The sequence below is a fragment of the Chryseobacterium sp. SIMBA_028 genome (assembly GCF_046535285.1).
Classification (GTDB): domain Bacteria; phylum Bacteroidota; class Bacteroidia; order Flavobacteriales; family Weeksellaceae; genus Chryseobacterium.
In genome coordinates this window covers 1-253 of record NZ_JAWRWZ010000572.1, presented here as the reverse complement: position 1 = coordinate 253, position 253 = coordinate 1, and the positions used below count along the sequence as shown (strand labels likewise).

The following is a 253-nucleotide window of genomic DNA, read 5'->3' as shown; positions in this document are numbered from 1 at the left end:
CCCTGTGACCAATGACTGCTCAGCCACGGCTGCCTACGCGGTTGCCAGCACGGGCCCCGTCTTGGCCCAGCCAACGGAGGGTGGCGCGGAGGATTTGCGCGACGTTTCCGCCTTCGGCCAGTTCCGGCGAATCGACCATGGCCTTGTCCACACTGCCGGCGGCGTCCTTTTCCGACCATCCCAGGCTGGTCAGTGCGGCGACTACTTGGGGCTTCCACTCCGCGCTCAGAGCCAATGCGGGAGCCTTGCTGTC

Annotated in this window: 1 protein-coding gene; it reads right to left on the bottom strand. The window is 66.4% G+C overall.

All coding sequences use genetic code 11. From position 1 onward, the window contains the following. Nucleotides 1-19 precede the first annotated feature (19 nt). Nucleotides 20-253 (bottom strand): hypothetical protein (locus SCA31_RS24540; RefSeq protein WP_410699579.1); only part of this gene is annotated, 234 nt, incomplete at its 5' end.